Raw genomic sequence first — 24667 nt, 5'->3', positions numbered from 1 at the left:
CTATGAAGTCCACACTTGATCTGCAATCTCAATCACATGACGAAGCTTTTCCCATTGCTGCTCTTCTGTTAACAAATTGCCTTCCTCCGTTGAGGCGAACCCGCATTGCGGACTCAAGCAAATCTGGTTAATGTCAACGTATTGAGCTGCTTCCTTGATTCGTTTTTTAATCTGTTCAGCAGGCTCAAGCTCACCATATTTTGAAGTGACAAGCCCTAGTACGATTTGGAGGTTTGGGTTCTTCACATAGCGAAGGGGTTCAAAACCGCCAGAACGATCGTCGTCGAATTCTAAAAAGAGACCATCCAGATCTAAGCCGTCAAAAATCGTTTCTGCCGCTGCTTCATAACCGCCTTCAGCTGCCCACGTCGATTTAAAGTTACCACGGCAAATGTGCATAGTGATCACCAAATCCTCTGGACGATCGGCAACTGCTTCATTGATTGTTTTCGCAAATGACTCACGCAGTTCATCTTCTTCTCGGCCAAAGGCTTTGATTTGTTCATGCCCTTTTTCAGAAAAGAACACGGCCCATGCTGTATCATCCAGCTGCAAGTAGCGGCAGCCTGCATCATAAAAAGCACGGATGGCCTTCTTATACGCCTGTGCCACATCATGGTGGAATGCCTCTAGGCTGTCGTATACTCCTTCTTCAAGCTTTCCACGGAAAAAGAGCATATTCGGACTTGGAATCGTCATTTTAGCCGTATGATCCCCAGCGATGCTGTGAAGGAATCGATAATCCTCCAGCATTGGATGATCTGTAAAATCAATTTTGCCCGTTACTTTGATGCCCCGTGCTTTTGTCGTCGTATTGTGGAATTGAATACCTTGATCCGCTTCAAATCCTTCGACCCCATCGAGCCCCTCAAGAAAGTCAAAATGCCACCAAGCACGTCTGAATTCGCCATCTGTGACAACCTCTAATCCAATTTCCTTTTGCTTCTCAACAATACGAGTGATTTCTTCATTTTCAATTTGTCGGAGCTGCTCTGCTGTCAGTGTGCCGTCTGCTTTTTGCTTGCGTGCTTCCTTGATACGTTCTGAACGAAGTAAACTGCCTACTTGATCTGCGCGAAATGGCGGTTTCGTTGTTTTCTTTCCAATGGTTTGTACTTGTGTCATGCTGAATCCCTTCTTTCTAAAGGTTAAAAATCAAATAAAAAAGCTCTTCCTTGGATAAGGAAGAGCATCATATACTGAGAGAACTCTGCCTTATCTTCAAACAAGCATCTGCTTGCTTAAGGAATTAGCACCATTCTGTTCCGAGGAACAGCGGTTGCCGGGTTTCACAGGGCCAGTCCCTCCACCACTCTTAATAAGGTTACCTTTGATTCAATTTTCTTAATAAACATAATTATTCAACTTTTCCGAGAGAAAGTCAATGGTTTTTACAGTTAATTTTCTACATGAACAAATCAGCGACGAGAACACCCGCTAGTCCGACAAGTGAAAGAACGGTCACCATCAATGTCCACGTTTTAAAGGTTTGGGCCATGGACAGGTTAAAGTATTCTTTGTAAATCCAGAAACCCGCATCATTCACGTGAGAGAACGTAATACTGCCGGCACCTGTTGCGATCACCATTAATTCTGGGCTCACACCTGTCAATCCAATCAAAGGAGCAGAAATGCCAGCCGCTGTGAGACCGGCGACGGTGGCTGATCCTAAAGATACACGAAGGACCGCAGCAATCAGCCATGTGAGAAGCAGTGGAGAAAGCGTGCTTCCTTGCATGATTCCTGCAATGTATTGATCAACCCCGCTATCAATGAGCACCTGTTTAAAGGCGCCGCCACCTGCAATAATTAATAAAATCATGGCAATAGAACCGATAGAATCTGTGATCGATTTCATCACATCCTGCATGCTCTTGCCTCTGCCAAGTCCAAACGTGTAGATAGCAAGGAGCACGGAGATTAACAGTGCAATCGCCGGTTCACCTAAAAACTCAGCGGTTGGCAGTAATGGGGAGGACGGGAAGAAAATTTCTAAAACTGCTCTGAATGTCATGAGCAATACAGGCAAAACAGCGGTGAAAATGCTAATGCCGAAGCTTGGCATTTCTTCTTCTGTAAATTCCTTTGGATTAAATAAGTTCTTTGGAATATGTGCGTGCAACTGATCTTTTTTAAATAGTTTCGTAAAGAGAAGTCCGCCTATTAAAACAGCAGGAATCGCTAAAATAATCCCAACTAATAAGGTTTGTCCCATGTTTGCTTGAAATACATTTGCAATGGCAGTCGGCCCTGGGTGAGGAGGGAGGAAGCCATGTGTGGTGATGAGTGCAGCGACGAGCGGCATACCCACATAAAGCACAGGTAGTCTTGCAGCTTGTGCGATCGTAAAGACTAGTGGAATTAAGATAATGAATCCGGTTTCATAAAATAGAGCAATTCCGATCACAAATCCCGTCAGCATCGTTGCCCATTGAATTTTTCCAATACCGAATCGGTCAATGAGTGTCATCGCAATACGCTGAGCTCCGCCAGAATCAGCCATCAATTTACCAAGCATCGCCCCAAAACCGAGAACAAGTGCGAGGTGCCCGAGCGTACTGCCGAGTCCTTTTTCGACGGAAGCAATCGCTTCAAGCGGAGACATTCCTTCTAAAACAGCAACAATTAAAGAAACAATAATCAAAGATATGAAAGCGTTTAACTTAAAGACAACCATGAGTAAAAGCAATAATAAAACGCCAAGTCCGATAAACACTAACGACATGATCTTTCCTCCTTTGTGGTGCATAAGGGAGCGCGAAAACGCCCCCTATGCTTTATCCTTCAAGTATGTCTACAGCTTCTTTTAACGTATCCCTTGAACCAACATTTCCCGGGAAAATCACATAAGACATGAAAGGGAATTTACTATCTTCGCCTGTTTGCCAAACGGGAATGCCTGGTCTGATCTGCCCTGCCACAGTTGCGCGTTTCACGTGAAGTCCTCTAGTTCCAATATCACTGGAGGTAATGCCACCTTTGGCAATGAGATACTTAGGGCGAATTGTGAGACGCTGGACAATGCTTGTCACAGCATCACTAATCTTTACAGAGAGCTTTAATTCTTCCTCCTGACGATCATCCCCAAGATCAAGCCGTTCTCTTCTTGTATAAACCGCCACAGATTGACCAGATGCTAATAATGCCTCAGTTTGCTGAATCACGCGGTCAATTTCTTGATGAAATAGTTCAGGCTCCAGCACGAGATGTGTATTAAACTCAATAAAAGCTACCTCTTTATTTTGTTGAAGCGCTTTTAATTGATCTGTTGTCTTCTTCACATGAGAACCAATCATAATGAGACCACCGTGCGGGCTTTGTTCTTGTATCAAGTCATGTCTTGTTAATAAGGCACGATCCTCTATACCGCCAAGAACTTTTGTAAGTGCCGCCGCACTTCTGAACATGAGTTGCTTTCCTGCTTGAATGGCCTTAATGAGAGCGGTGACAAAGACTTTGACATCGTCATAGTCCACAGCGTTTACAACCACCTTTTTAAAATCGGTCACACTCATGAGCTGTTTTTTTATTTGATCAATTCGTAAAGCCCGTAGATCATCTAACGAAATGTAGGTGGTGTTCTCTTTCGTGAACGAACCGTCTGACTTTTCTTCAATCCATTCTCCGAGATGAGATGATTGAAAGCCGAATGTGCGATCTCGTGCAAATTCTGTTTCACCAGCAGGAATTAATTCGTGTCCTTCTTGGACGTAATGAATATTGTTGATCGTCAATCGTCCACCTTCTTGGAAAAAAGGAAGAAGGATTTCTCCATCGAATTGGCGGGAGCTTTGTTGTTCAATCGTGGTTCTGAGTACTTCAGTTTCCAGAGGAAAGTGTCCACGAAGAGTGGAATCTCCTCGGCTGACAATAATGAAATTCTGATCAACCCGTTCCGCTACCTTCACAATTGTTGAAGCGATTGTTTCGTGCACAGCAGTCGTTTCCTTCTCTGTCATGCTGCGAGAATTGGTCAAAATAAAGAACATGCGGCTGTCTTCAAGAAAACCGGCTTCGATGCTTTCTTCTGACCAATCGGTGAAAACAGAGACGCTATGTACGGTTTGAATCCCTGTTGGATCATCATCTAATACAATGACTTTATGATGAAAGCTGTTCAGTGCTTGTTCGTGTGCTGATTGAATGATCTTTGCATCCGCTTTCGGAATGGCATTCAGTATGTCAGTGCTTTTCTTCATGACCATCTCATCCTTTCTTCACTTCGACATGAGCCATTTTTTCGTAATATTGAACGATGCCGCCATGGTCAAGCCCAGATTTTCCGTCCGCTTTGAGGGCGTGGAAGATTTCAAGCAGCTGGCTAGAAAGCGGGAGAGGAACGCCGATATCATGAGCAGTTTCCATCACATTGGTTAAATCCTTTAAGTTGATGTCGATACGTCCGCCTGGTTCAAAGTTTCGTTCTAAGATGAGAGGGACCTTTGCATCGAGAACGGCACTTCCTGCCAGCCCGCCGCGAATGGCTTCATACATTTTGTCAATGGCAATGCCCGATTTAGCGGCAAGAACGAGCGCCTCGGACATAGCGGCAATATTTAAGTTGACGATGATTTGATTGGCGAGCTTCGCTGTTGTTCCGCTTCCATTTGTGCCAACTAATACAACTTCTGTGCCCATCGCAAGCAGGACATCCTTCACTTGCTCAAAGATGGTTTCTTCGCCGCCAGCCATGATGGCAAGTGTTCCGTCTATTGCCTTCGGTTCTCCGCCGCTGACAGGTGCGTCGATAAATTCCACCTGATGCTGTTTTGTAAGAGCAGCTAAAGCTCTAGAAGTAACAGGGGAAATTGAGCTCATATCTACGACAACAGTGCCAGGTTTAGCTGTAGTTAAAATGCCATGATCACCTGCAACAACTGCCTCTACATGCTCTCCTTTAGGAAGCATTGTGATGATGATATCGCTTTCAGAAGCGGCATCAGCTGCTGAAACAGCACCTTTTGCTCCGGCTTCTTGTAACGCTCGAATCGCTTCCTCATTTAGATCGAAAACAGTCACAGTATGACCGGCTTTTAATAGATTGAGTGCCATAGGCTTTCCCATAATACCTAATCCAATGAATCCAATTTTCTTTGTCACATTGAACGCCTCCTATATAGAAAACCCTTATAAAAAGCGCTTTCTTTTTCTTTTGTTAGTATATATACTATATTTTTGTTTTAATAGTAGGAAATAAACTATTGTTCATTTAATGTACATGACGTGATAGGAACGTGTCAACGGAAAATATGAGAAAAGTCACAAAAAAAGACCGGAATCAGCTCCGGCCTTTTGCGTTCATGTTTTATTTTTAGCTACGGCTAATCGAGATTGTTTCACGTTTTCAATGGCATCTGATCCTAGTTCTAAAACAGCGGCGACGTATAGTACATCAATGATTACAAGCTGGTTAATACGGGAGATCATAGAGTCAGATCGATAGGTTGTCTCCCTGGAAGAACTGAGCAGATGAAAGTCAGATCGCTTTGCGAGCTCTGATTTCGGATAGCTGGTGATAGAGGCAACCTTTGCTCCCTTTTCTTTAGCAAATTGCACGGCATCAAGAATTTCTCTACTCTCTCCTGAATGGGAGATCGCAACGATAAAATCGTGTTCCGTGGCGTGAGTAGCAATCATGTTCATCATATGCGGATCACTGCATAGACTCACTTCAAAACCAAGCTGGAGGAATTTATGATAAGCATCTCCAGCAATAAAGCTGGATGCACCTGCTCCAAAGAAGACGGTTTTATGTGCCTGCTTCATTTGTTCAATGAATTGTGTGACGGCTTGGTCTTCTAATATATGCTTCATATCTTGAATAGAGTTTGTTGTTAACTCTATGACCTTATGTTTAATGTCAGCTACACTATCGGATGCCTCGATCTCACCGTATATGGATTGAGGCGTATTGGTTGCAATATCCTGTGCGACATGGACACGAAACACTTGGTACGATTCATAGCCAATTTTTCGTAGAAACCGAAAGATCGTCGTTTCACTAGTATTGCATTCAGCAGCGAGTGCACTAATGGAATGAAGCACAACTTTCTGAGGATTTTCTAAAATGTAATTGGCAATCTTTTTTTGGGTCGGAGACAAACTATGAAACGTCGTCCGAATGTGACTAAAAATATTCTCTTCTATGATAAACACCACACTTCATCTAGCATTCTACATTAAGCATACAGGAACTTATGAAAACGGTAAACAAACCCGAAGTGGGAAAAGAAAGAATAAAATGTAAATACTGCTTTTTTTGGTTCTTTTGTCATGGTATACTCTATTGGTAATAGACAAAAATGGGGGTTTTTACTATGACAATGAAAAAAGGCCTAACGATCAGTCTGATCATTTTTTCACTGATTGTTTCGTTGTTTGCGCCAGTTGGATCTGCGGATGCCAAACAAGCAAAAAAAGCAAAAGTAAGCACACACTATTATAAAAAGAAAAAAACATTCAAATATGCACAGGTGAAAAACCTAAGCAAGGCGCATATGAAAACCATCAATCGTGATTTAAAAGAAGATATCGCATTCTCTTATTCTACGTACTTGTTCTTAAAGGACGAAGCGAAAAAGGAAGGCTTTGGGAAGATCACTTACGAGAGATCGTTTAAAACGAAATTTAACAATGGGAAGAAGCTCAGTATCTTAAACTATGATTACATGAATGATGGTGGAATGCATGGAGATACGATGGTTTCCAGCATGAACTATGTGTTAACAAAGAAAAAGACAAAGCAGCTGTTCTTGACAGACGTTGTGAAAACAAAGAAAAAGCTTACGAAAGTGAGAGATTATGTCTATAATTATACAAAGAAACATAAAAGTAAATTCTATGCGAACCTGAAAAAAAGAGACATTGAAATCAACTACAACACGCAGTATTACTTCACGAAAAAGGGAATTGCTGTTGTCTTCCAGCCATATGAAATTTCACCTTACTATGTAGGAATTCCTGTGATTCAAGTTCCTGCGAAGGTGTATAAATAAAAGGAAAAACGACCAATGAATCTGGTCGTTTCAGCGTGTAGACAAACCCTCGCATTCGTTGTCAGGTCTGCGCGCTGGTGCTCACGAATGTTCAATTCGCTCCGCTCCAGTGCTTGCCCTTCCTAGACTTCAAAGGTTTTCTATCACGCTGAAAAGAAGACAAAGGGCTAAAATCAAGATCATTTTAGCCCTTTGTCAACAATCTGAAACGACCAATGAATCTGGTCGTTTTTTTTATGTACTCACACAAAAGAGCCCCATATGAGGCTCTTTTTCAGATTTATACTTGTTTAGGTGCATCGTTTAGTGGGTGACGTCGTTTTCCGTTGTAGTGGCGGCGCATACGAAAGATTTCAAACTCCGAAAGCTCTGCGCTTTTTCGTTTTGGTGTGCGGTTATCTTTTTTGAAAGAGAATAGTAAGTAGCAGCAAAGTGAAGCGATAATCAATAAAATCATCATATGACATTCCTCCAATTCATCCTATTCTTTAAGTGTAGACAGGGTGAGTGATGTTTATAACTGAAAATATGCAGCAGAATCGGTTTAGTTCTTAAGGTTTAGGTGATCTGCTAATTTAGGTCTAAAATACTGGTTGTTTTTAACTATTATATTTCCAGTTATTGCACTCGTCAAGAAGAATTTTTCTGGGGTTGTCTCTATTAGTACGAATAAATGTCATAAAAGTTTCAGAAAATTGTAAACTTTTATTAAAAAACCGTTCCCGAACAGGAACGGTTGTAAACATATCTATGCTTTTTCTTCAAATAGACGGGCAATTTCAACGATGACTTCTGTTGCTTTCACCATGTTCTCGACAGAAATAAATTCATATTTACCGTGGAAGTTTTCCCCACCAGTAAAGATGTTTGGCGTTGGAAGACCTTTATATGAAAGCTGGGAGCCATCTGTACCGCCGCGGATCGGTTCGATTACAGGTGTCACTGAGCGGTTTTCCATTGCTTCATGGGCAATATCCACAATATGTTTCACCGGCTCAATTTTTTCTCTCATATTATAATATTGATCTTGAATTTTGAGATTGATGCTGTTTTCTCCGTAAATGGCTTTTAAGTCATTTGCTATTTTTTCAAATAGTGCTTTGCGTTCGTTAAATTTGTCTTTATCAAAATCACGAATAATATATTGCAGCTCTGCTTCTTCGACTTCTCCTACAAACTTCGTGAGATGGAAAAATCCCTCGTAGCCTTCTGTGTATTCCGGAGATTCATCAGAAGGAAGCTTGTTATGGAAGAGCATCCCAATCTTCGCAGCGCTGACCATTTTGTCTTTCGCTGTCCCAGGGTGGACGTTGTTTCCTTTAATGGATACTTTCGCACCTGCTGCGTTGAAGCTTTCATATTGCAGCTCCCCGAGCGGTCCTCCGTCAATTGTATACGCATAGGAAGCGCCAAAGGCATCAACATCAAATTTGTGCGGCCCTCTGCCAATCTCTTCATCGGGTGTAAAGGCGACGCGAATTTTTCCATGCTTGATTTCTGGATTTTCAATTAAGTAATGCATGGCGGTCATAATTTCTGCGATACCAGCTTTGTTATCTGCACCAAGCAAGGTTGTGCCATCTGTTGTGATCAGCGTATGTCCTTGATACTTTTGTAAATTTGGAAACTGTGATGGAGATAAAACGATATGTAGTTCTTCATTTAAGGTGATGTCGCCGCCTTGATAGTTTTCATGAAGCTGCGGTTTCACATTCTTGCCGGTGAAGTCAGTAGCTGTGTCGATGTGAGCCAGGAAGCCAATGGTCGGCACGTCTTTGTCTGTATTAGATGGGATCGTTCCCATGACATAGCCGTTTTCATCCATTGTCACTTCTTGAATCCCGATGGATTTCATTTCTTCAACTAGTTGTCTCGCTAAGTTCAACTGTCCTTCAGTCGATGGGCAACTTTCCTTATCTGCATCCGACTGCGTATCTACCTTCACATAACTTGTGAAACGCTGAATCATTTCCTCTTTCATGTATACGTCACTCCTTTTGTAGAATACGTTCATTTTATCATGTCTTGAATGCGCTTCATAACAAGAAAGGCTTTCTCTGGCAATTAGAGAGGAAAAAGACCTACTTTCATTTGGTGATGTGTTGAATGGTTCTTTAGGGTGATTTTTTTGGGTGTCTTTTTATTTATAATGAGGACATATAAAATCATCCATTTGTACGTTAAATTGGGAGAAAGGGGTGCGAAAGTTGGATTCTAGTCAAACGCTGGCACTCGCTCAAAAGTTTCAGGAAGCAGCTGATGAGATTCGGCAGTCAAAGCAGCTGCTGGAGAATCGGCTCAAGGCAGTAGGATCAGGCTGGCAGGGAGAAGCAAGGAATAAATTTGATCAAAGCTTTGAGGAAACAACCGCACGCTATGATCAATTCGAAAAGGACTTGCTTGAAACAAGTCAGGAACTGCGCGATGCAGCGGTCAAAATCGAGGAACGGAAAGCTGAAATAGCCAGAATGGAAGAGCTTGAGCGAAAGAGACGAGAAGAACGGAGAGAAAGAAACCGAGAAGGGAGATGATGTGATGGCACGTGACATAGTGGTTGATCCAGATCAGCTGACAGGGCTTGCGAATGATGTTGTAGGCGAACTTTCTGCCATTGAAACGAAGCACCGCGATTTACATAGTGAACTGGATGGTCTCATTTTAGGCTGTGATCCTCGGTATAGAAGCTGTTTTTCAGGCGTCGGGGATGCATGGGGAGCAGGACAAGCATTGATCAGTAAATTGAGCAGTGATGATATTACGATTCGTCATGCAAAAGATAAAATGGTCGAAGCAGACGATATTTTACGGAAATTGTACAGTATCTATGATCAATATGGTACACTCACGAGCTTAGCTGGTATTGTGATGATGCAGGCGAAATACTATGGACTTGGGATGACGACTTTCATTAAAGACAATGGCCGTTATGCAGCGCAGCATTCAAAGCTGCTGCTTGATCTGACCAGCCGGGTAGAAGGAACGAGATTTGACCGGCTAGCAAGGATTTGGCTGAGTAATAAAGAATTATTAAAACGATCAAACTGGTCGATGGCTGATTTGGTCCATAAGAAATTCACAAAATTTTATCCTGACGATACAGTTGCATTCACGAACAGTGTCCGTGACTTTACAAAAGGAAGTATCAATTGGAAGGACACGGCTGCGATCAAGTCTGTTTTGAAAAATGGATCAAGATTCGCGAAAGGAAATGCCATCATTGCAACGGTTGTCACTGGCGCAACGGAAACGGTCGGCTGTGGTTTGAAAATTGCTGAGAACTATGCAGAATTCGGTGATCAGCCAGAAGTCCTGAAGCGTGAAAATGCGAAGGCTGTTGGAAATGCAGTGAACAATACGGTCTTTATCGCTGGCGGGTCTGTCGCAGGTGCCGTTGTCGGAGGAGCTCTTGGAAGCTTTGCAGGACCGATTGGAACCGTCGTTGGAGGAGCCATTGGTTCCGCAGTCGGTGGATTTATAGGAGAAAAAGTCGCCAAGCTGACATCAGGCTTTGCTGAGCAGGTTGCAGTGAAATTAAAGGACCCAATTCATGCGGTCGTGGATAAAGGGAAACAAGCATTCGAGCTGGCGGGTCAAGGTGTGAAAGCAGTTAATGACACCATTGATCAGGCAAATCAGGTGATACATAAAGGGATAGAAAAAACAAAAGAAACCGCAGATTCGCTCATAAAAGGTGCAGGCGATTTCTTTAAGGGTGCATTTTCTTTTGGATAAGGAGAGATCAAGTTGGATCAGCTAAGTCTAAGTATTGAGGAACTCATCTTTAGTTTTTACAGTGAAGGCTATTTTGAACAGGGCATGTCCTTGAAGGAAGCCTATTATCCTGATGTAGAGGACGAGCGCCTAGGGTTTTTATTTGAAATTGCATGCCGCTCTTTGCTCGCAAAAGGTGTACTTGAATTTCGAAACAGACAATATCGTTATAAAGCGGAATACCGTCATTTCATCCAGGCGATGAATGATGCATCTCACACCGTCAAGGCATCTCGATTTGGGGATGAAGATGAAGAAGTCAGCACCTCCTTTCACACGACACAGATGGGCGTATATGCGCACCATACACTTTATGATCAACAAGTCCATCAGATTCAAAAACTGAAAGATGACCAGCAGGCAGAGGAGCAAGTGACTGCCTTTTTCAATATACAGATGAGTGATCACCCTGCACCTGTCGTCACCCTGCAAGCAGAGGAATTTGAAAAGCTATTAGAGCAAGCAAGTGAGGCGAAGAATGAGTGGCCCTCCTTCCTTCATCGAGCAGAGAACGAAGAACTCGTGCAGGCATTTGTTTCTGATGTACAGAAGAGAAAAGGAAAGATGGACTCCCTCATGAAGGTCGTCTACGACAAAAATAATACGCCTGATGTGGAATCCATGTTATTTGTCATTCCAGGTGAGAAACAGTCGTGGCTTGTGTCGGGAATAAAAGAAAGTGAATTTCGCGTGGAGACGGCTCATAGAGACGGATTACGTTCTATATTCTAATGGAGAAAAGGAGAATGACGCTTGAATCCAAGTGAAGTAATAGAAGTGAGAAGCAGGACCTTTTTAAGGGTATGGGCATTCTTAGCAACGGGCGGCTTCGGTATCATTGGTATTTGGTTGTTTTCGGAAGCTCTTACATTTGAATCGAATTATACATTGTTTTTATTTTTAGGCGGACTATTAGGCATTGTCTATGGCTTGATCTCTTTTTTGATGATTCTGCCGGCTTTTACGAAGAGGGGAAATGTGATTTTTCGCATTCAGCGCGGAAAAAATGGTGCTGTACTGTATCGAGAGCGGACGATCCCTTTTCATGACATTCAATCCATTAATATGCGCAGGCATCGGTACAGTGTAAGGGGATTTCTCTTCATGGATGTGCTCATTCGGAAAATGGATGGGAAATTGATCAAGATTCCAGCGTACAGTATTTTAGATGAAGAAGTATTCGAGCAAACCGTCAAACAAGAGATCTATCCATATTTAAATCAGGCAGCCCAAGAGAATTGGAGACAGCAGCATGGTCAGGTCGAAGAGCAGATCAATTAGATAGTATTTGCCAATATTCTAAAGGATGAGGCGCCACTTTTTCGAAGAAATCGTGTAAGATGTCAGTAAAGACTGAACACTCGGAGAGGTGATGAGAGATGGATAAAGAGATGGTAATCGACCTCGTCACAGAACAAATGACACGGATTCGAAAAGAAAAGAATTATACGCAGGACCGCATGGCTGAAGTACTTGGTTTATCGAAACGGCATTTGCATCAGGTTGAAAAAAATAGGCTGCGCCTCAACTGGACGCAAACGGCGGCCGTATGTGCATTATTCAGAGATAGTGACATTTTAAAAGGGACACTAGGGGATGATCCGCTTGAGATTCTGGAAGTCGTGGCACATGATGAATTGCATCTATCGGTGGAACGGACAATCGGCGGAAAGGTTTGGTGGCGGACTTCTATCAAAAAAGGCACATTTCGTCTTCAGCAAAATGTGCTCAGTCAGCATTACCGCATCTTAGATGATGAGAATTATCGCTATTATAGTTCGTTTAATAAAGAAGAAGCGAAGCGGCGGTTAGAGGAATTAAGTCAGCTGTCTTCTCCTTATTCTTAAGCAGCTGAAAAAGGAAAGAGAGGCACCCGATTAATAGGGGCCTCTCTTTTCTATGTTTTTTATACTTTTAGGGTGTTTTTCGCCCGAATAAAGGCAACAAGCTGTTTGATTTCTTCATCATTTAGGGGAACGCCGTCTACAAGAATGGTTCCTTCTTTTGCTTCCGTCAGTTCAATTTTGATGTCAGAGATTTTACGTTGTATCTCTGGCTCGTCCGTTCTACCAAGTAAAAAATCAATGGACGTATCATACAAATCAGCCAGGCGCTTCACTGCTTCAAGCGAAGGTCGTCGGTACCCAGATTCGTAACCGGCATAGGTGCTTTTGGCGATACCTAGGCGATCTGCCGTATGCTGGAGAGACCATTTTTTCTTTTTTCTAAGAGTGGTTAAACGATCGAGTATCATTACATGAACGCTCCTTTATATACAACAACAGTATATCATATTTTGTGATGGAATGTACGTGTTATGCGTAATAATTTCTTGATTAATTCGCGTTATGTGACTATAATGGCAATGAAGGTACGCGTAAAGCGTATATTATAGAATAGCACAAGCTAGCTTATAATATGTGTGACAAACGAAGTAATTTTACTGAAAGAGGTGGACCTGTTGAAGAAATTATTGCTTTTAACCACTGGTGGGACGATTGCATCTGTAGAGAGTGAAAATGGTTTGGCTCCAGGTGTTAAAGCTGAGGACCTTTTAAGCTATTTAAACGAAATTAATGCAGAGTACACAATGGACACAAAGTCCCTAATGAGTATAGATAGTACAAATATGCAGCCTGAATACTGGGTGGATATCGCAACAGCCATTTATGAAAATTATGATCAATATGACGGCTTTGTCGTCACGCATGGAACCGATACAATGGCCTATACATCAGCAGCACTATCTTATATGCTGCAAAATCCGGATAAGCCAATTGTCATTACAGGCTCACAAATCCCGATTACATTCAAGAAAACAGATGCGAAGAAAAACATCACCGATGCGATTCGCTTTGCATGTGACGGCGTAGGCGGCGTGTATGTTGTCTTTGATGGCAGAGTCATTCAAGGGACACGCGCAATCAAACTAAGAACGAAAAGCTATGATGCATTTGAAAGTATTAACTATCCATATATTGCATCGATTGAAAACCATCAAATTGAATACAATAGCAAAGTAAAAAGATCGTCAATGAAACCGCTTAAATTAGATGCATCCTTAAACACTGACGTTTGTCTCTTGAAATTGCACCCAGGTCTAAAGCCTGAGTTCTTAGATGCAATCAAAGGTGTTTACAAAGGAGTCGTCATCGAAAGCTACGGCAGTGGCGGAATTCCTTTCGAAGGAAGAAACCTTTTAGAGAAAATCAACGAATTGCTCGAAGAAGGCATTTCTGTTGTCATCACAACTCAGTGTCTTGAAGAAGGAGAAGACATGAGCGTGTATGAAGTAGGACGTAAAATCAATCAAGAACTAGTGGCACGTTCACGAAACATGAACACAGAGGCCATCGTGCCGAAACTCATGTGGGCACTAGGTAAAACAACAGACCCAAGAGAAGTGAAAAAGATTATGGAAACGCCAATCGCAGAAGATTTAGTGATTTAACTATTCTATAGAAAGCAGGTCATATCAGATGGTTCAAGCAACTTATCGCCATGAGAAGGATTTTCTTGGAGAAAAAGAAATTCCGGCAGACGTGTATTATGGGGTTCAAACCCTTCGTGCAAAAGAAAACTTCCCGATAACTGGATATCGCATGCACGAGGAACTGATTAGAGCCTTTGCCATCGTGAAAAAAGCAGCTGCTCAAGCCAATATGGAAGTTGGACGTTTATATGAAGGAATTGGAAATGCCATCGTACAAGCCTCTGATGAAGTCATTGAAGGCAAGCTGCATGAGTACTTTATTGTAGACCCAATTCAAGGCGGCGCAGGAACGTCGATGAATATGAATGCCAATGAAGTGATTGGAAACAGAGCGCTAGAAATCATGGGACATCAAAAGGGTGAATACATCCATTTAAGCCCAAACACACATGTAAACATGTCACAATCAACGAATGACTCGTTTCCAACAGCTATCCATATTGCTGTATTGAAGCAGTTAGACATTCTGCTTGAGACAATGCAAACGATGCAGGACGTATTCAAAAAGAAAGCGAAAGAATTTGATCATGTGATCAAAATGGGACGTACGCACCTACAGGATGCTGTTCCAATTCGTTTAGGACAGGAATTTGAGGCTTACAGCCGCGTGCTCAGCCGTGATATTAAGCGGATCAACCAATCAAAGCAGCATTTATATGAAGTCAATATGGGTGCAACAGCTGTTGGGACAGGCCTAAATGCAGATCCTCGTTATATTGAGATCGTCGTGAAGAAGCTGGCCGATATTTCTGGTCTTCCGCTTGTAGGCGCAGAGCATCTTGTGGATGCAACGCAAAATACAGATGCTTACACAGAAGTGTCTGCTGCATTAAAAGTATGCATGATGAACATGTCTAAGATTGCCAATGACCTTCGCCTAATGGCTTCTGGTCCGCGTGCAGGTCTTGCTGAAATTGCATTGCCAGCTCGTCAGCCAGGATCATCCATTATGCCTGGGAAAGTCAATCCAGTCATGGCAGAGCTCATTAACCAAATCGCATTCCAGGTCATTGGGAATGACCACACCATCTGTCTTGCCTCTGAAGCAGGTCAGCTTGAGTTAAATGTGATGGAGCCTGTTTTGGTCTTTAACTTGCTTCAATCTATTAGTATAATGAATAACGGATTCCGTTCATTCACAGATCATTGCTTAGTGGACATTGAAGCAAATGAAATACGTTTGAAAGAATATGTCGAAAAAAGTGCAGGCGTGATCACTGCTGTGAACCCTCACTTAGGCTATGAAGCCGCGGCTAGAATCGCAAGGGAAGCCATTTTAACAGGACAATCGATCAGAGATCTTTGCTTGCAAAATGATGTGTTAACAGAAGAAGAACTTGATATTATTTTGAATCCATTCGAGATGACAAAGCCTGGCATTGCGGGTGCAGAGCTCCTAGAGCGATAATAATATCAAAAATTTTATTTTATTAATATGTAGAATTGCCTGTGAAATAGAGAAAAACAGGCAATTCACTTTCTTTCGAATTGACACACTTTTTTCACAATATTTTGAAAACGCTTAACGCACGCACAAAGGGAGGAAACACAATGAAATCACCACGTCTGCCGTCTATTTTAGAAGTCGTGTTTGTACTTGGCTTATTTTTAGCAATTGTTTTATCTTTTACTCTTTATTTCAAATTGGATATTCAACTGGCATTGTTTATCTCATGGTTTATGGTCATTGCTTTAGGTATTCGATTAGGACATTCATACAAAGACCTTCAAAACGCCATTACAAAAGGGATATCGAATGGTTTAGAGGCTGTTTTGATTTTAATTGCAGTAGGTGCACTTGTTGGAACATGGATTGCCGGCGGAGTGGTACCAACATTAATTTATTACGGACTGGAATTTATTCATCCTAATATTTTCTTACTAGCTACGCTGATCATCTGTTCCATTATGTCTGTTGCTACAGGTACATCATGGGGGACAGTTGGAACTGCAGGTATTGCCATGATTGCACTTGGTGAAGGATTGGGAATTCCATTACCTATCGTGGCTGGAGCCGTTTTATCTGGAGCCTATTTTGGTGATAAGTTATCTCCTTTATCTGATAGTACGGTGCTCGCTTCCTCACTTTCAAAAGTGGACGTGCTCGCACATGTTAGAGCGATGATGGTCTTATCCATTCCTGCCTTTGTTATTACAGCCATTATGTTTACAATCACCGGATTTATGTATGGCGGAAAAAATATTGATCAAGGCAAAGTAGAGTTTTTGAAACAAGCACTGCAGGACACATTCACCATTAATATTTGGATGATTATTCCGGCGTTGATTGTTGTACTATTACTTGTCTTGAAAAAACCTTCAATGCCTGTTATTGCTATTGGCGCACTTCTTGGTGCTGTCTGGGCAATGGCATTCCAGGGAATGAATCCAGCCGATGCACTTGGTACAGCTTATAATGGTTTCTCTATTAATTCAGATGTTGATTTCTTAAATACGCTGTTAAATCGTGGCGGTATTGTCAATATGTTAGGATCTCTAGTGGTGATTATTCTCGGACTTGGTTTCGGTGGAGTACTTGAATACTTGGGCGTATTAAAAGTCATCGTCGCTACATTCGAGAAGAAATTGCATAATGCAGGAAATGTGACTCTATCAACACTTGTTGTTGCATTCTTCGCCAATATCTTTGGCTGTGCGATGTATGTATCATTAATTCTTACACCGAAAATTATGGAAAAGAGCTATGATAAATTAAAGTTAGACAGACGAGTTTTATCCAGAAACTCAGAGGTCGGTGGTACGCTGACGTCAGGAATGGTTCCTTGGTCAGATAACGGGATTTACATGGCGGGAATTCTAGGCGTATCGACATTCTCTTATTTACCATTTATGTGGTTGAGCTTTGTTGCCATTGCTCTTGCTATTATTTACGGATATACAGGGAAATTCATCTGGTACGTTAAGAATCCACAAGAATCAGAAGAATCAGCTTCATAAGCCGTTTACAAAAGCCGCTCCTCAACCGAGCGGCTTTTGTTTGTCCTAGGTCTGCATGACTATATGTGACATATAACAAATAATCAGGATTTAAGACCCCCTATAAAAGAGGTCTTAAGGGGTAATGAGAAGCAGAATGAAAGCATATTTATCCCATAAAAAGGGCACAAATCCCTATTCAAACATGAGTCTTTGAACCTTATAATAACAATATTGGAAAAAGTGCTATTCACCTTACGCTCGTTTAGAGGATCTCTAAGCAGCGTTTTTATTTTTTGTCAGGAGGAGGAACCCATAATGAGCTTATCAAATATGCTGTCTGCCCTAAACGGTGGCATTACAAGTAAAAAAGCAGAAATCGAAGAGAAAATCGCTCGACTGAAAAAGGCGAAAAGTAAGGTCGAACGTGAACAAGATGCGGCAGAGACAGACCTGAAGCAAATCAAGCAGCCAAAGCTTGGGACCTCTTGGAAAGGTGAGCGAAGCCAGGATTTCAAATCAGAGCGGAATGAAGCACATGATGCGCTGCAAACGATTGTGAACGACAAGTACCCACGCTACGTGAGCCGCATCGAATTCAAAATCAGTACGTTAGAAGCCGAACAAGCTGCGTTATCCTTTGCCAGTTCCTTAGCAGGAGACGCCGCACGTCTTGCTGAAAAAGGAGAAGACGCAGTAGAGGACGCCAAACGCTTGATCTCAAAAGCATGGAGCAGCTTATAAGCTACCTTCATGCTGAACAAATCTGGAGGATATCACGATGGGACAAATTAAGTTAAACTACCAAACAGTTATGGATCAACTAGATGAAGTCTCCCAAGCAATCGAAGCATTAACGATGAAAAAAGCAGCAGATAAAGCAGGTGAAAACAGCCTTGAATTTGTGACCAAGTGGACGGCGCGCGAAGCAGAGGTGAACGAAATGGTTTCAAGTTTTAAAGAAGCCTTAATCAAAAATGTTCAGGACACGCGCTCTAATGTGAAAACTTTAAAAGAACAGGACGAAGCGATTGCGGCAAAATAATGGCAATCATTTTTCTAATGGGTTTCATGGGATGATAAGAAATATAGTTCTAAGGGATCATATATAATTCGGGAATTACGACCTTGTGTTATTCCGTTTTTCTTCCAAACACGTCACTAAAAGGACACCTTTTCCCTATTTAAGACTGAGGCTTTTCACCTTATACTATACTTAATGAAAGCAAAACGATAGAAATGTCAGGTTTGGAAAAATCAAGTGAGTCGATCGTTTCCAAGGCTCTGATGCTGTGCTTTCGTATGAGGTCCGATAGAGGTGGATGACATGAGTTTATCCGAGATGCTACACCATCTGCATATGGGAATTGAAAACAGACGTGCAGAATTTGATGACATGATCTCTCGGTTAAAGACAGCCAAAAGCAATATTCGAACAGAACAAGATCTTGCGCAGTCAGACATAAAGGAAATCAAGAAACCTGCTCTAGATTCGTCATGGAAAGGTGAGAGAGGAACCGACTTTCATCGCCACCGAAAAGATGCCTATCATGTCATGCATGACATCGTGAACAATGAGTATGAAAAATATATCGCCGAGATTGATCAAAAAATATTGCACTTTGAATTAAAAAAAATGGAGCTGGCTGTTGCCAGTAACTTTGCCGGAAGAGCCCAGGACGTGATGGAAAAGGGTGAGGATTTTGCACTCGATGTTAAACATCTGATTGAACGGGGCTGGAAGGCTCTTTAAAATAATAAAAACAGCCATCTCATCAGCGAGCGGCTGTTTTTTGTTTAGTCACATCCACCACCACTATCCCCGGAATCTCCCCCGCAGGAGGCATCAGAAGCGTGATGAGTATAAGAATCAGTATAGGTACTTGTTGTTGAACTGTGATGTGAAGAACGCTTCGCAGACGTACGTTGATCCTTTGATGTGAATAAATGGGCGATGATTGCTCCTAAAGAAGCCAATATCATAATAACAACAAACATAAAAGAACCCATGATGCATCCCTACTCTTGTTTCCTATTCATACGAATGAGCCATATCGTGGTTCCCGATTTGAAAGAAAAACTGGGCAAAGAGTTCTACTTTCGTTTATGATGATAGGCAAAAGTAAATGCCAAGGGAGGAGAGCCTATGCTATCTCTACGTCAGGAGGAGCTGCTGAAACGACTGATGCAAGCGGAACAGGAACTGACTAGTGAAGAAATTGCCCGCATGATTGGCGTCACATCAAGAACGATCCGAACAGATATGAAAGCGCTTAAATCTGTTTTGGATGAACATGGAGCCGTACTTCATATCAAACGCGGGGCAGGGTATACATTGACCGTAGAGGATTATGGGTCTTTTCGTACATTTTTGAAAAAGTCATTGGGAGAAAGAAACGAAAAAAAGGAGCAAACCATACCCAATCAGCCTGAGGACCGTGTAGCCCATCTATTGAAAAGGATGCTTCTGTCAGAAGACTATATTAAGTTAGACGCGCTCGCAGAGGAATTATTTGTGAGTGAATCGACAGTGAAAAATGATTTGAAAGCGGTCAGACATTTGTTTTCATTACATGGACTTTCTGTGTCACATCGTCCTAAATATGGACTGCAGCTGACAGGGGATGAGATGAAATTAAGATATTGTATGGCTGAGCATGTGTTTCAGCAAGCGCATGCGAACCCGGCGCTGTTACCTGAAGAAACGTATCAATTGATTCAGGATATCGTGCGTTCACGTACAAAAGTAAGCGGACTTCATCTGTCAGAAATCGGTTTAAGTAATTTAGTCACCCACATCGCCATTGCATGCAAACGAATTGAAGAGAAAAAACTGGTCATGATGCCAGAAACGGAATTAAAAGAGATTCAAGTGCAGCCTGTTTTCCAAGTAGCTCAAAAAATGGCAGAGGATATTCGGCATGTCCTAGCGATTGATTTTCCATTATCTGAAAGGGCGTATATTGCGATTCACTTGATGGGAGCGAAAATGATGGCATACGGAGATACCGGTCATACGCTATGTCATCTTCTAGACGAAGATCACTTTCGCTTCATCCACCAACTGCTTGCTTATGTAGAGGAGCACATGTCACTTGATATTCAATTTGATAAAGAATTAATCGTTGGATTAAGTCTTCATTTACGTTCCGCTATTCATCGTTTTAGGTACGGTATGAACATTCGTAACCCTTATTTAACGGACATTAAAAGGCATTATCCCATTGCATTTGAAGCTGGCGTCTATATGGGTAGGTGGCTTAGAGAAAAAGAGGGAATTGAGATTCATGAGGATGAGATTGGGTATTTGGCGCTTCATATCGGTGCTGCAATCGAGCGGACAAAATCACAGCATGTGAGAAAGAGATGTCTGATTGTATGTGCGACGGGTGTCGCCAGCAGTCAGCTCCTTCTTCATAAACTGACAGCGGCTTTTAGCGGAGGGCTAGAGATCGCTGGCACTGCAAGTGTTAGGGAAATTCCTTCGTATGATTTGAGAAGCATTGATTTTATTATTAGTACCATTCCGCTTCAGAACACGTTGCCGGTACCAGTGATTGATGTACATACCATTCTAAGTGACGATGATATTGTGCGGCTGAAACGGTTTGTTCAGGGCGCGCAGGATACAGGGGTTTTGCGGTATGTGAGTCCGGCGCTGACATTTTTTCAGCAAGACCTTCAATCAAGGGAAGAGGTACTGCAATTTTTCGTAAACGTGCTCAAGGAACAGGATCGCATCCCGGAAGAGTTTGAACAATTATTGCTGGAAAGAGAGCAAGTGTCACCGACATCGTTCGGTCATTTGGTTGCGATTCCTCATCCGATGAAGCCGGCAACAGATGACACGTTTTGTGCGATCTGTACGTTGAAAAAACCGGTGCTGTGGGGTGAAAATCGGGTACAAGTCGTTTGTTTGTTAAGTATCCAGAAGACGTATCAAAAAGAATTGCAATCACTTTATCAATTTCTTGTACGGCTGACAGAGCGCAAGGAAGTGGTGGAGCAACTCATCAAGGCCGCTTCATTTGAGGAACTGACGACGGCGCTTCAAGTATTGGAGCATCCGAATGAAAAAACGGGACACCCATTTCCGCATCTGTGAGGAAAAAGATTAGATGTTAATGAAAGCGCTTTTAAAATAACATCAAAAAGGAGGATGATCACGAGTTTTTGCAAAGGGGGAGACAGATCATGAGCTTCAAGGAGAAAGCGGCAGACGTCATGGGGAATGTGGCTTATCGCATCACGAATCAGAAGTATATTATGGCGATTAAACAGGCATTTGTCACACTGATGCCAATCATCATTACAGGGGCTTTTGCTGTATTGGTGGCAAATATGATCATGAGCCCGGAAACAGGGCTTGCTCATTTTGAGATGTTCAGATTTTTAGCGGAGCTTCAGCCAATTATGAAGGCAATCAATTATGCCACGCTGAACTTTTTAACGATTGGGGCTGTGTTCCTCATCGGGATAGAGCTTGGGAAAATCAACGGGCACAAGTCCCTGTTCCCAGGGCTGATGGCATTGATTTCATTTATATCTGTTATTCCAACGACACTTCTTCTTGAAGTGGATGGATCGATGCGTGAGGTTGTAGATGTACTGGCAAGGCAATTTTCCGATCCAAAAAGCTTATTTTTAGGGATGATCATTGCGATCGTATCTGTGGAAATTTTTTGTAAGCTGACCGAGGTGAAATGGCTGCAAATCAAGATGCCAGATTCAGTTCCATCGAATGTGGCAACATCTTTTTCATCACTTTTTCCTTCGATCATTACGATTACGATCATTAGTTCATTCGGCTTTGCATTTCACCGTTTGACAGGTATTTATTTGCATGAAGCAGTGTATAACGTGGTGCAACGCCCGCTAGAAAGTGTTGTACAGGGTCTACCGGGGATTTTAACGTTGATGTTTGTGGCGCAATTCTTCTGGGTGATCGGCATCCATGGCAACCAGATGATCAAACCGATCCGGGAGCCGCTCTTATTAGGATCAATTGCAGTGAATATGACAGCATTTCAAGAAGGAAAAGAGATTCCGAATATCATCACGATGCCATTTTGGGATGTGTATATGAGCATCGGTGGTTCAGGTGTGACCATTGGGCTTTTAATTGCGATTTTTATTGCTGGAAGAAGGGAAGAGATGCGAAGTATTGCCAAGCTCTCATCTGGTCCGGGTCTCTTCAACATCAATGAACCCGTTATTTTTGGCTTACCTGTCATGTTAAACCCTGTGATGGCAATTCCATTTATCGTCACACCACTTGTGACAGGAACGATTGGTTACATTGCGACAGCTACAGGGTTTGCTGGAAAAGCCGTCGTGATGGTGCCGTGGACGACACCACCGATTGTGAATGCATGGCTGTCCACCGCTGGCAGCATGGGGGCTGTCATCACACAGGTCATCTGTATTGTGGTCGCAGTCTTCATCTATTTGCCATTTGTTCTCTTGTCTAACCGCAAACCAGAAGCGGCACCAGATTCAGAATAAAAGGAGAGGCAGGAATGAATATGCAATTCAGGTGGTACGGAGAGGATGATCCCATTTCACTTGACCGTAAATATACGAAAAAAGGGCAGGAAGTCTCGATATGGGGGCAATTGTGAAGGCTATGTATTTGCAAGGATTTTGGGAAGGACTTCACGTTCAAACGAGGAAAGGGAAGGTGGCGACATGAACAGAATCGAGATTCCAAGAGATTTTATCCTAGGTGCTGCGGCCTCTGCTTGGCAAACGGAGGGATGGAAGGGAAAGCAAGCGCATCAGGACTCGTACATCGATTTATGGTATAAGAACGGGTATCACGTTTGGCACGAAGGATATGGCCCGGCTGGTGCGACGAACTTTTACGAGCGCTATCCAGAAGATGTAGCTCTCATGAAAGAAATCGGTCTGACTCATTATAGGACATCGATCAATTGGTCGAGGTTTCTCATCGATTACGAGAAGGGGATTGTGGATGAAGCATATGCCCGTTACATTGATGATTTGATCAATGAATTAATCGCAGTAGGTGTAGAGCCGATGTTTTGCTTAGAGCATTATGAGCTTCCAGCCGTGCTGCTTGAAAAGTACGACGGATGGTCATCAAAGCATGTCGTCGAGCTGTTTGTTCTCTATGCGGAAAAGGTGTTTGAGCGATATGGAGACAGGGTCAAGCATTGGTTTAGCTTTAATGAACCGATTGTTGTCCAAACACGCGTGTACCTAGATGCTATACGTTATCCCTTTGAGCAAAATACGAAGAAATGGATGCAGTGGAACTATCATAAAGCGCTGGCAACAGCAAAAGTAGTGAAGCTGTTTCGGGAGATGGGATTGAAGGAATCGACAGGTGCAAAAATTGGGGTGATTCTCAATCCAGAAGTGACGTATGCAAGATCCTCTGCCCCACATGATCAAGAAGCGGCACGGATATATGATTTGTTTTTCAATCGAATGTTCTTAGATCCCTCCATCAAAGGAGAGTATCCAGAAGAACTGCTTGATGTGTTAAAAAAGCATGAGATTCTTTTCGATGCGACAGAGGAAGAGCTTCAGGTCATCAAGAATCATACGGTTGATGTCGTTGGGCTCAACTTATACTATCCGCATCGTGTCAAAGCACCGAGTAAGGCGTGGAATGAGATGACACCATTTCACCCGTCTTATTATTACGATATGTTTGAGCTTCCAGGAAGAAAAATGAATCCATTCAGAGGGTGGGAAATCTACCCAGACATTGTCTATGATATGGGCATGAGAATTAAAGCAGAATACGGAAATATTGAGTGGTTTGTGGCCGAAAACGGCATGGGTGTAGAAAAGGAAGAACGGTTTAAAAAAGAAGACGGTATCATTGATGACCAGTATCGCATTTCATTTATCAGCCAGCATTTGAAACGGGCACTTCAAGTGAAAGCAGAAGGCTCAAATTGCACGGGCTATATGCTGTGGGCTTTTACGGATAATGTATCGCCGATGAATGCCTTTAAAAATCGCTACGGATTAGTCGAAATCCAGCTGGAAAATGAACGGAATCGTCAGTTGAAGGCATCAGCGTATTGGTACCAGACATTAATTAAAACAAGGGAACTGAAGGCCCAAACAGAAGTCAACTATCGATAGGAGTGTTGGGATATGAAACGAATCATTCTCGCTTGTGCCGCAGGAATGTCGACATCCATTGTAGTGTCCAAAATGAAGGCAGCCGCAGAAGCGAAGGGGCTGGAATATGAGATATACGCCATACCTGAAGGGGCTATTGCGGATGAATTAGAAGAGCATGGAGAAGATGTGCAGGTGATTTTACTTGGACCGCAAGTAAGCTTTATGAAAAAGGCAGCAGAAAAAACAGCGGCACCTTACCAAATACCTGTTGATGTCATCAATGTGAGATTATACGGAACAGCGAACGGAGAAAAAATACTAGAGCATGCTCTGAAACTAGCAAATGAATCTTAAGTAATTGGAGGAG

General features: G+C 42.5%; 24 protein-coding genes and 1 riboswitch. Of the genes, 16 read left to right on the top strand and 8 right to left on the bottom strand.

Translation table 11 applies throughout. The features are described from left to right. The 5 genes from CKW02_RS19200 to CKW02_RS19180 all read right to left on the bottom strand — a co-directional run bounded on the left by CKW02_RS19200 (position 1) and on the right by CKW02_RS19180 (position 6156). Complete coding sequence (locus tag CKW02_RS19200; RefSeq protein WP_003215409.1) at positions 1 to 1125, bottom strand: 5-methyltetrahydropteroyltriglutamate--homocysteine S-methyltransferase; 1125 nt, start codon at positions 1123 to 1125, stop codon at positions 1 to 3. An 87-nt stretch (positions 1126 to 1212) separates the two neighbouring features. Next, a riboswitch (SAM riboswitch) is annotated at positions 1213 to 1325 on the bottom strand. Positions 1326 to 1405: 80 nt separating this feature from the next. After that, positions 1406 to 2725 (bottom strand): gluconate:H+ symporter, encoded by a 1320-nt coding sequence (locus CKW02_RS19195; protein WP_003214671.1) that lies wholly within the window; start codon positions 2723 to 2725, stop codon positions 1406 to 1408. Positions 2726 to 2777: 52 nt separating this feature from the next. Then, the gene (locus CKW02_RS19190) at positions 2778 to 4199 is read right to left on the bottom strand and encodes a four-carbon acid sugar kinase family protein (protein WP_003214938.1); all 1422 of its coding nucleotides are present in this window, start codon (positions 4197 to 4199) and stop codon (positions 2778 to 2780) included. A gap of 7 nt (positions 4200 to 4206) precedes the next feature. Beyond that, positions 4207 to 5100 (bottom strand): 2-hydroxy-3-oxopropionate reductase, encoded by an 894-nt coding sequence (garR, locus tag CKW02_RS19185; RefSeq protein ID WP_003215219.1) that lies wholly within the window; start codon positions 5098 to 5100, stop codon positions 4207 to 4209. A gap of 198 nt (positions 5101 to 5298) precedes the next feature. Continuing rightward, positions 5299 to 6156: a MurR/RpiR family transcriptional regulator gene (locus tag CKW02_RS19180; RefSeq protein WP_181462008.1), complete on the bottom strand. Its 858-nt coding sequence runs from the start codon at positions 6154 to 6156 to the stop codon at positions 5299 to 5301. Positions 6157 to 6317: 161 nt separating this feature from the next. Here CKW02_RS19180 and CKW02_RS19175 point away from each other — a divergent pair, with 161 nt between their 5' ends. After that, on the top strand, positions 6318 to 6995 hold the full coding sequence (locus CKW02_RS19175) for a DUF3298 and DUF4163 domain-containing protein (RefSeq protein ID WP_003214558.1): 678 nt from the start codon (positions 6318 to 6320) through the stop codon (positions 6993 to 6995). Positions 6996 to 7275: 280 nt separating this feature from the next. Here CKW02_RS19175 and CKW02_RS19165 read toward each other — a convergent pair whose 3' ends face one another. Beyond that, positions 7276 to 7455 (bottom strand): hypothetical protein, encoded by a 180-nt coding sequence (locus CKW02_RS19165; protein WP_003215411.1) that lies wholly within the window; start codon positions 7453 to 7455, stop codon positions 7276 to 7278. 288 nt (positions 7456 to 7743) lie between these two features. Continuing rightward, positions 7744 to 8976 carry a peptidase T gene (pepT, locus tag CKW02_RS19160; protein WP_050944563.1) on the bottom strand — a complete coding sequence of 411 codons (1233 nt, stop codon included), beginning with the start codon at positions 8974 to 8976 and terminating at the stop codon, positions 7744 to 7746. 226 nt (positions 8977 to 9202) lie between these two features. Here pepT and CKW02_RS19155 point away from each other — a divergent pair, with 226 nt between their 5' ends. The 5 genes from CKW02_RS19155 (at position 9203) to CKW02_RS19135 (ending at position 12613) form a co-directional block, all read left to right on the top strand. Next, positions 9203 to 9526, top strand: a complete 324-nt coding sequence (locus CKW02_RS19155; protein ID WP_034321782.1) for a WXG100 family type VII secretion target — start codon at positions 9203 to 9205, stop codon at positions 9524 to 9526. A 4-nt stretch (positions 9527 to 9530) separates the two neighbouring features. Beyond that, positions 9531 to 10727: a DUF6861 domain-containing protein gene (locus tag CKW02_RS19150; protein WP_095117920.1), complete on the top strand. Its 1197-nt coding sequence runs from the start codon at positions 9531 to 9533 to the stop codon at positions 10725 to 10727. A gap of 12 nt (positions 10728 to 10739) precedes the next feature. Beyond that, complete coding sequence (locus CKW02_RS19145) at positions 10740 to 11498, top strand: hypothetical protein (protein ID WP_003215103.1); 759 nt, start codon at positions 10740 to 10742, stop codon at positions 11496 to 11498. 21 nt (positions 11499 to 11519) lie between these two features. Continuing rightward, complete coding sequence (locus tag CKW02_RS19140; RefSeq protein WP_003215051.1) at positions 11520 to 12047, top strand: YfjD family protein; 528 nt, start codon at positions 11520 to 11522, stop codon at positions 12045 to 12047. Positions 12048 to 12145: 98 nt separating this feature from the next. After that, entirely contained in the window at positions 12146 to 12613 is a 468-nt protein-coding gene (locus CKW02_RS19135) for a helix-turn-helix domain-containing protein (protein ID WP_003214797.1), read from the top strand. Positions 12614 to 12672: 59 nt separating this feature from the next. Here CKW02_RS19135 and CKW02_RS19130 read toward each other — a convergent pair whose 3' ends face one another. Then, a complete protein-coding gene (locus tag CKW02_RS19130; protein ID WP_003214932.1) occupies positions 12673 to 13020 on the bottom strand; it encodes a helix-turn-helix domain-containing protein in 348 nt (115 codons plus the stop codon). A gap of 207 nt (positions 13021 to 13227) precedes the next feature. Between CKW02_RS19130 and CKW02_RS19125 the strand changes: the two genes are divergently transcribed. From CKW02_RS19125 to CKW02_RS19075, 10 genes are all read left to right on the top strand, one after another. Beyond that, positions 13228 to 14217 (top strand): asparaginase, encoded by a 990-nt coding sequence (locus tag CKW02_RS19125; protein WP_003215391.1) that lies wholly within the window; start codon positions 13228 to 13230, stop codon positions 14215 to 14217. Positions 14218 to 14245: 28 nt separating this feature from the next. After that, on the top strand, positions 14246 to 15667 hold the full coding sequence (gene aspA / locus CKW02_RS19120) for an aspartate ammonia-lyase (protein WP_003214753.1): 1422 nt from the start codon (positions 14246 to 14248) through the stop codon (positions 15665 to 15667). Positions 15668 to 15810: 143 nt separating this feature from the next. Beyond that, positions 15811 to 17217, top strand: a complete 1407-nt coding sequence (gene nhaC, locus CKW02_RS19115; protein ID WP_003215410.1) for a Na+/H+ antiporter NhaC — start codon at positions 15811 to 15813, stop codon at positions 17215 to 17217. A 297-nt stretch (positions 17218 to 17514) separates the two neighbouring features. After that, the gene (locus CKW02_RS19110; RefSeq protein WP_003215112.1) at positions 17515 to 17940 is read left to right on the top strand and encodes a YwqH-like family protein; all 426 of its coding nucleotides are present in this window, start codon (positions 17515 to 17517) and stop codon (positions 17938 to 17940) included. 37 nt (positions 17941 to 17977) lie between these two features. Continuing rightward, a complete protein-coding gene (locus tag CKW02_RS19105; protein ID WP_003215023.1) occupies positions 17978 to 18241 on the top strand; it encodes a YwqI/YxiC family protein in 264 nt (87 codons plus the stop codon). Between the two features lie 282 nt (positions 18242 to 18523). Further along, positions 18524 to 18949 carry a YwqH-like family protein gene (locus CKW02_RS19100; protein WP_003214784.1) on the top strand — a complete coding sequence of 142 codons (426 nt, stop codon included), beginning with the start codon at positions 18524 to 18526 and terminating at the stop codon, positions 18947 to 18949. A 393-nt stretch (positions 18950 to 19342) separates the two neighbouring features. Further along, positions 19343 to 21301: a BglG family transcription antiterminator gene (locus CKW02_RS19090; RefSeq protein ID WP_003215345.1), complete on the top strand. Its 1959-nt coding sequence runs from the start codon at positions 19343 to 19345 to the stop codon at positions 21299 to 21301. 89 nt (positions 21302 to 21390) lie between these two features. Next, a complete protein-coding gene (locus tag CKW02_RS19085; RefSeq protein WP_003215076.1) occupies positions 21391 to 22701 on the top strand; it encodes a PTS sugar transporter subunit IIC in 1311 nt (436 codons plus the stop codon). A gap of 183 nt (positions 22702 to 22884) precedes the next feature. Continuing rightward, positions 22885 to 24318, top strand: coding sequence for a glycoside hydrolase family 1 protein (locus tag CKW02_RS19080; protein ID WP_003214840.1), 1434 nt, complete (start codon positions 22885 to 22887; stop codon positions 24316 to 24318). Positions 24319 to 24330: 12 nt separating this feature from the next. Beyond that, positions 24331 to 24654 carry a PTS sugar transporter subunit IIB gene (locus tag CKW02_RS19075; RefSeq protein ID WP_003214599.1) on the top strand — a complete coding sequence of 108 codons (324 nt, stop codon included), beginning with the start codon at positions 24331 to 24333 and terminating at the stop codon, positions 24652 to 24654. Positions 24655 to 24667: the final 13 nt, after the last annotated feature.

Origin of the sequence: Bacillus pumilus, assembly GCF_900186955.1 — a bacterium.
Lineage (GTDB): Bacteria > Bacillota > Bacilli > Bacillales > Bacillaceae > Bacillus > Bacillus pumilus.
Note: the sequence above shows the minus strand (reverse complement) of the source record. Positions and strands in the feature narration are given on the sequence as shown.